This window comes from Caballeronia sp. AZ7_KS35 (assembly GCF_023631045.1).
GTDB lineage: Bacteria > Pseudomonadota > Gammaproteobacteria > Burkholderiales > Burkholderiaceae > Caballeronia > Caballeronia zhejiangensis.
This window is the reverse complement of record NZ_JALQDV010000066.1, coordinates 1-6247: the sequence shown is the minus strand read 5'-3', so window position 1 is coordinate 6247 and position 6247 is coordinate 1. Positions and strand designations below refer to the sequence as shown.

7 protein-coding genes and 1 pseudogene are annotated in these 6247 nt (G+C 63.5%); 4 read left to right on the top strand and 4 right to left on the bottom strand.

Annotated elements, in window-relative coordinates:
* The coding region (locus NCT05_RS34685) for a hypothetical protein (RefSeq protein WP_250504459.1) at window positions 1-401 on the bottom strand (401 nt) is incomplete at its 3' end.
* A gap of 57 nt (window positions 402-458) precedes the next feature.
* Window positions 459-1559, bottom strand: coding sequence for a YihY/virulence factor BrkB family protein (locus tag NCT05_RS34680; RefSeq protein ID WP_250504458.1), 1101 nt, complete (start codon window positions 1557-1559; stop codon window positions 459-461).
* A gap of 325 nt (window positions 1560-1884) precedes the next feature.
* Here NCT05_RS34680 and NCT05_RS34675 point away from each other — a divergent pair, with 325 nt between their 5' ends.
* From NCT05_RS34675 to NCT05_RS34665, 3 genes are all read left to right on the top strand, one after another.
* The gene (locus NCT05_RS34675) at window positions 1885-2760 is read left to right on the top strand and encodes a manganese catalase family protein (protein WP_008345754.1); all 876 of its coding nucleotides are present in this window, start codon (window positions 1885-1887) and stop codon (window positions 2758-2760) included.
* 64 nt (window positions 2761-2824) lie between these two features.
* A complete protein-coding gene (locus NCT05_RS34670; protein WP_008345755.1) occupies window positions 2825-3271 on the top strand; it encodes a response regulator in 447 nt (148 codons plus the stop codon).
* A 67-nt stretch (window positions 3272-3338) separates the two neighbouring features.
* Window positions 3339-3821, top strand: a complete 483-nt coding sequence (locus NCT05_RS34665) for a DUF3597 domain-containing protein (protein ID WP_175982181.1) — start codon at window positions 3339-3341, stop codon at window positions 3819-3821.
* A 132-nt stretch (window positions 3822-3953) separates the two neighbouring features.
* Here the strand turns inward: NCT05_RS34665 and NCT05_RS34660 are convergent, their stop codons facing one another.
* The gene (locus tag NCT05_RS34660) at window positions 3954-4466 is read right to left on the bottom strand and encodes a flavin reductase family protein (protein ID WP_250504457.1); all 513 of its coding nucleotides are present in this window, start codon (window positions 4464-4466) and stop codon (window positions 3954-3956) included.
* 142 nt (window positions 4467-4608) lie between these two features.
* On the opposite strand from NCT05_RS34660, the gene NCT05_RS34655 reads away from it, so the two are divergent.
* On the top strand, window positions 4609-5778 hold the full coding sequence (locus tag NCT05_RS34655; RefSeq protein WP_250504456.1) for a zinc-dependent alcohol dehydrogenase: 1170 nt from the start codon (window positions 4609-4611) through the stop codon (window positions 5776-5778).
* Between the two features lie 199 nt (window positions 5779-5977).
* Here NCT05_RS34655 and NCT05_RS34650 read toward each other — a convergent pair.
* Window positions 5978-6247 (bottom strand): annotated as a pseudogene (locus tag NCT05_RS34650) (hypothetical protein); the annotation flags it as partial.

Here is a 6247-nt window from a genome sequence, read left to right as displayed (position 1 = left end):
TTGTTCGGGAGCGAGAGGTTAGACTGATGAGCTTCTATGGGGGTGTTGTGTGGTTTGGGCACGGCTTGGTAATCGACGACTTCGGCGACGAGCGCGGTCGTCGCGGCGGCGGCGACGATCGTCGCCGGCCGGGAACGCGGTCCGCATAACGACTCGAACAACACGCCCCAGAAAGCCGCGCTTCCCATGTGAATGGTTGCGCCGAACGCGCTGTATCTGAAGCTCGGTTCTTCATGCCAGATTGCTCTCGGCCATAAGCAATGGGATACGGCGTTGATCGCCGCGTATGGCTCGTGTCCCGCGCGAACGGCCGCGGTCGACGCGGCGCAAGCCGAAGCCAGTCCCGCAGCGGAGCCTGAATAGATGGCCCGCTTCATCAGGTCGTCGAAATGCCCTTGCATGTGTGGCTCCTTGCCGAACGCTCACGCGTTTCGCAGCATCCGCCGTGCCGAAGTTGCTCAGTAACGTCTTTCCGTGTGATGTCGATGTCCGCCCCTCGCGAACACGAAGAGCGTCGCGCCTGCCGCGGCGATTGCGAATCGACTCGGGTTCGCTTTTACCGCACCGATTACCTTCGCGATCACCGGCGAACCGTTCGGCGCGACGCTCGGGCGCGTTTGCATCGCGGGCGCGGTTTGCGGACGTGTCGTGGCGGGCACGTTCGTCGCCGGCGCTGCATGAGGCTCGCGCTTCTCGTTCGATTCGTCGGTCTTGCCTTCGCGCGCCTCGACTCGCGTTGCAGCGGCTTCCGCGCCCAGCAGCATGACGGCTGCCGCGAAATACAGCCACATCAGGAGCACGGCGAGCGAGCCGGCCGCGCCGAATGCGCTCGCGGTCCCGGCATGCGTGAGATAGAGCGCGAACAGCTTCTTGCCGACCGAGAACAGCACCGCGGAGATAACGCCGCCTACGAGCGCATCGCGCCACGGTACGTGACCATCGGGCAGATACTTCAACAGCGCGGCGAAAGCGCACGAAAGGATCGCGAGACCGAGCACGAACTGCACGATGTCGCCGATGACGACGAGCGGCGATTCCCCGAACACCCATTTGCCCGCGGCCTGCACGGCGGTGTCCAGCACGAGCGACACGATCAGCAGGAACGCGACGCCCATCACGAGACCGAAGGAGATCAGCCGAACCTTGACGAGCGTGGCGACGCCCGATTTTTCTCTGCCGCTTTTCGGCCAGATGATCGATAGCGCCGTGTTCAACGATGAAAACGTCGCCGATGCGCCCACGGCCAGCAGTACGAACGAGATCACCGCGGCAATGCCGCTTCCGCCGCTCTGATGCGCGTGCTCGACGATCGCCTGCACGCTCGCGGCGGCATCCTTGCCGAGCATGCCGTTGATCTGATGAAAGAGCTGACCGCGAGCGGCCTCCGCGCCGAACACGAGGCCCGCGACGGCGATCACCATGACGAGCGTCGGCGCGAGCGAGAACGCTGAATAGAACGCGATGCTCGCGGCCATCGGCGCAGCACGATCCGCGCTGAAACGTTTGAACGTGCGTGCGGGCCACGCGAAGGTTCGTCCCATAAGCGACTTGACGTTCATGGTTGTCTCCGTTGATTCATCCGCTCGGCATCAAGCATCGTCGATGCCCGCTCCTTCGAAGTCAGTTGAATCGCGTGGCATACGCGTTGCTGATTCCCATTCAGGCCGATGCCGCGGACTTCGATCCGGACAGCCGGCCTTCCATTCCACGACGCGGCTTTCCCCCGCGATACGCCAGCGCGATGCATCGCGCTGAGGCTTGCAGCAGCATGACCGTAACCGACGCCTTCGACGTCCTCTTGGTCGCTGCGAGCATAACCGTCCAACCTTGATGATTCGCGCCGGGACCGTGAAGGGTTTCGTGCGCCCTAAAAGGAGCCATGCAATGTTCGTGCATAACAAGCGTCTGCAATACACCGTCCGCGTGAGCGCGCCCAATCCGGGTCTCGCCAATCTGATGCTCGAGCAGTTCGGCGGGCCGCAGGGCGAACTGGCTGCCGCGTGCCGGTACTTCACGCAAGCTGTCGGCGAAGACGATCCGGGCCGCAAGGACCTGTTGTTCGATATCGCCACCGAAGAACTGAGCCATCTCGAAGTGATCGGCTCGATCGTCGCGATGCTGAACAAGGGCGCAAAGGGCCAGCTCGCGGAAGCAGTGGAATCGGAAGCCGAGTTGTATCGCTCGCTCACGGGCGGCGGCAACGATTCGCACACCACCGCGCTGCTCTATGGCGGCGGCCCTGCCCTCACCAACTCGGCGGGCGTGCCCTGGACCGCTGCCTATATCGACACCATCGGCGAACCGACGGCCGACCTGCGCTCGAATATCGCCGCTGAGGCACGCGCGAAGATCGTCTATGAGCGTCTCATCAACGTGACGGACGATCCGGGCATCAAGGAAGCGCTGGGCTTTTTGATGACGCGCGAAATCGCGCATCAGAAGTCGTTTGAAAAGGCGCTTCATTCGATTCAGCCGAACTTCCCGCAAGGCAAGCTGCCGGGCGAGCCGGAGTTCACGAGCGTGTACTTCAACATGTCGAAGGGCAATGACGCGCGCGGGCCGTGGAACGAAGGCGGCGATTGGAAGTTCGTCGAAGATCCGCAACCGGCCGTCGATGGCGGCGACGGAGCGGCCACCGTGACCGTGACCGAACGCGATGTCGAAGTGCTGCAGGCGATGGCATCGCGCACGGCTTCGGATCCGTCCGCCGATCCGACCACCGGCGCCGACCTGGGCGCTGGAAAGGCGAACGAAGTGTAAGACCCGCGGCGCTGCTCCGGCTCGGGGCAGCGCCGTTCGAGCGTTATCGATGCGCCAACGAATCATGAGTGCCGTGAGCGAATACCTGGTACCGAAATGCGCGATCTGGACACGTAGAACGAAAACCGCGCCCGGCACGCCGCGCGTGCTCGTCGTCGACGACTATGTGGATACGGCCGACGCCATCAGCATGGTTCTGGCCGTGTGCGGATTCGATGCCGATGCCGTCTACGGCGGCCTCGGCGCAATCGACGCGACCACGCGATGCAAACCGGAAGTCGTCCTGCTGGATATCTGGATGCCCGACATGTCCGGGCTCGAAGTCGCCGCCCGCCTTCGCGCGGACGCGAACACGTCCGGGACCATTCTTATCGCCCATTCGGCGGCAGCAAGCGAGGCCGATCTGCAACGCGCGAAGCAAGCGGGATTCGACGCGTTTTGCGCGAAGCCGACCGACGCGATGACCTTCGCGCCGTTGCTTCGTTACTTCGTGCACGGGCCCGTCGCATGACGAGACGCGCGGCACGCTCGATGCGCGATGCGCGGAACATCGACATCACTGACGCACAGAGGAAAACATGAGCATCTTCTCGAACATATTGAACAAGATCTTTCCGCACGATCATCCGGCGGCAACCGCTTCCGGCGGGACCGTGCCGCCTGCGGCACCCAATGCGGCGCCGCCATCGAGCACGACGTCATCGGGCAATCCGACCAGCACGCCTCTGGGTTCGGCGAGCGGCGCCGCCGGCACGCCCGCAACGCCCGGCGTCGAGCCTGCACGGCCACCGGTCACGCCATTGCCCGAAGTGGACGTCATTGCGATCCTCACGCAAAAGCAGCAGCAAAACGGCGCGGCGCTGAACTGGCGATCGTCCATCGTCGATCTGCTGAAGCTGCTCGATCTCGATAGCAGTCTCGAATCGCGCAAGGCGCTGGCGCAAGAACTGCACTACACCGGCAACACCGACGACTCCGCCACGATGAACATCTGGCTGCACAAGCAGGTCATGACGAAGCTCGCGGAGAACGGCGGCAAGGTGCCGGCCGATCTGAAATGAGCACCCGCTTTTCCCTGATCGATCCATGAACGAATCTCGACACAGCATGCGACGCGCTTCGTCACCGGCGTCGATGCGCCGGTAGACGGCGGCCTGAGCGCCTCCAACGTACAGCCGCCGCAAGCGTAACTTCTACTTCGATTCGTTGAACGACTTGGCGTAGAGCTGCGCGCTCCGGTCCAGATCTTCCGTCGCGGCATAGATCAACGGCTGCGCTTCGGGAGAAAGCACCGCACCGTCTATCACGCTGCCTGTCACGAGGCGATGATCCCCGGCTTCGATATCGCCGATAGCCTGACAGTCGAAGTACGCCAACGCATCGGGCAGTATCGGCGCGCCGCTTCGGCCGGTTTTCCAAGGCGTCGACGACAGCTTGTCGATCGCGCGGCCCGATTGTGTCCCGAAGTGCGCGGCCAACGTCTGCTGATCCGAACGCAGCACGTTGATGGAGAACGCGCGTCCGCGTTGCAGTATCCGATAGGACGCATGCGCCGGATTGATTGCGATCGCAACGAGCAGCGGGTCGAACGAGACCTGCATGACGGAGCTCGCCGTAAACGCGTTCTTCGTCGCGCCGTCCGCCACGCCGATCACATGGACGCCTGCCGTCAGACGCCGGAAGAGGTCGGCCATACCGTTTGTCATCGCGCTTTATCCTTGATGTCGGAGGAATCGTTCAAGCGTGCATGTGCATGTGCCATGCCTCGGCGGGAATACGCGTTGCGCAAGTCGAATGGCAGCGACGACGCACCTATCCGACGATCGGATCAATCCGCAGGAGGCGACCTTGAAGGCACTCATCTGGCATGGCAAGAAAGACATCCGTTACGACACCGTTCCGGACCCCGTGATCGAGCACGGCCGCGATGCGATCATCAAGGTATCGACTTGCGCGATCTGCGGCTCGGACCTCCATCTGTTCGATGGCTTCATGCCCGGCATGGAATCGGGCGATGTGATGGGTCATGAATTCATGGGCGAAGTGGTCGAAGTCGGCCGTGATAACACCGCCCTCAAAGTGGGCGATCGTGTCGTGGTGCCGTTCACGATCATCTGCGGCGAATGCGATCAATGCAAGCGGGGCAATTTCTCCGTTTGCGAACGCTCGAACCGGAACAAGGACGCCGCCGACGAACTCTTCGGTCATACGACGGCCGGCCTCTTCGGATACACGCATCTGACAGGCGGCTATGCGGGCGGACAGGCCGAATACGTACGCGTGCCGTTCGCGGACAAGACCCATATCAAGATCCCCGATGGCCTTTCCGACGAACAGGTGCTCTTTCTCGGCGACATCTTCCCGACCGGATGGCAGGCCGCGGTCAATTGCGAAATCGAACCGACCGACACCGTCGCGATCTGGGGCGCGGGCCCCGTCGGGCAGATGGCGATCCGCAGCGCGATATTGCTGGGGGCGCGACAGGTCATCGTCATCGATCACATTCCCGAGCGGCTTGCGATGGCGCAGGCGGCGGGCGCGATCCCGATCAACTTCAAGGACGAAAGCGTGCTCGACCGCTTGCGCGATCTGACACAAGGCAAAGGCCCCGAGAAGTGTATCGATGCCGTCGGCATGGAGTCGCACGCGACGCGCTCGTTCGACGGCATCTACGATCGAATCAAGCAGGCCGTCATGCTCGAATCCGACCGGCCGCATGTGCTGCGCGAGATGATCTACGTCTGCCGTCCGGCGGGCGTGCTCTCGGTGCCGGGCGTGTATGGCGGACTGATCGACAAGATTCCGTTCGGCGCGGCGATGAACAAGGGTCTCACCTGGCGCATGGGGCAAACGCACGTCAACCGATGGAGCGACGACTTGCTCAAGCGCATCGAAGAAGGACAGATCGATCCGTCCTTCGTCATCACGCACCGGATGAATCTGGCGGACGGGCCGCAGATGTACGAAACCTTCCGCGATAAGCAAGACGGGTGCATCAAGGTGGTTTTGAAGCCTTAGTCGACGCACCCGCGCAGGGTGAGGACGCGTCGCTTCGCGTTTGGATGCGCGCTCGGGCCGGCGAAGCGGCGCGCGAGCGCGCGGACGCCGAAAGCGGCGCCTCTGCGACGTACGTGATCATTGCGCGCATCCATCGCATTCAAGGACCGTGCTCGATGCGATGAAAGGCGCGCGCAGACAGCATGCCGACGCGTGAACGTCAGTCGTGGCGATGATGCTTGTGATGCTTGCCGCGATGGCCGTTATAGCCGCGGCTGTAGTCGTCCGCGTACGAATTCGAGCGCGATACATTGCCGCCCAATGCCGCGCCCGCGCCGCCGCCGAGCGCCGCGCCGATCAGACCGCCGCCGCGGCCGCCCATGGCGTTGCCTGCCGCCGTGCCCGCACCGCCGCCGAGCGCGCCGCCGATGATCGCGCCCGTGCGCTCGCGACGGTTCGACGTGACCGCGCCGCCGGCGCCGCCACCCAC

Coding starts and splice junctions, on each gene's coding strand:
- NCT05_RS34680 (WP_250504458.1), bottom strand. CDS start 1,559: ATGAACGTCAAGTCGCTTATGGGACGAACCTTCGCGTGGCCCGCACGC.
- NCT05_RS34675 (WP_008345754.1), top strand. CDS start 1,885: ATGTTCGTGCATAACAAGCGTCTGCAATACACCGTCCGCGTGAGCGCG.
- NCT05_RS34670 (WP_008345755.1), top strand. CDS start 2,825: ATGAGTGCCGTGAGCGAATACCTGGTACCGAAATGCGCGATCTGGACA.
- NCT05_RS34665 (WP_175982181.1), top strand. CDS start 3,339: ATGAGCATCTTCTCGAACATATTGAACAAGATCTTTCCGCACGATCAT.
- NCT05_RS34660 (WP_250504457.1), bottom strand. CDS start 4,466: ATGACAAACGGTATGGCCGACCTCTTCCGGCGTCTGACGGCAGGCGTC.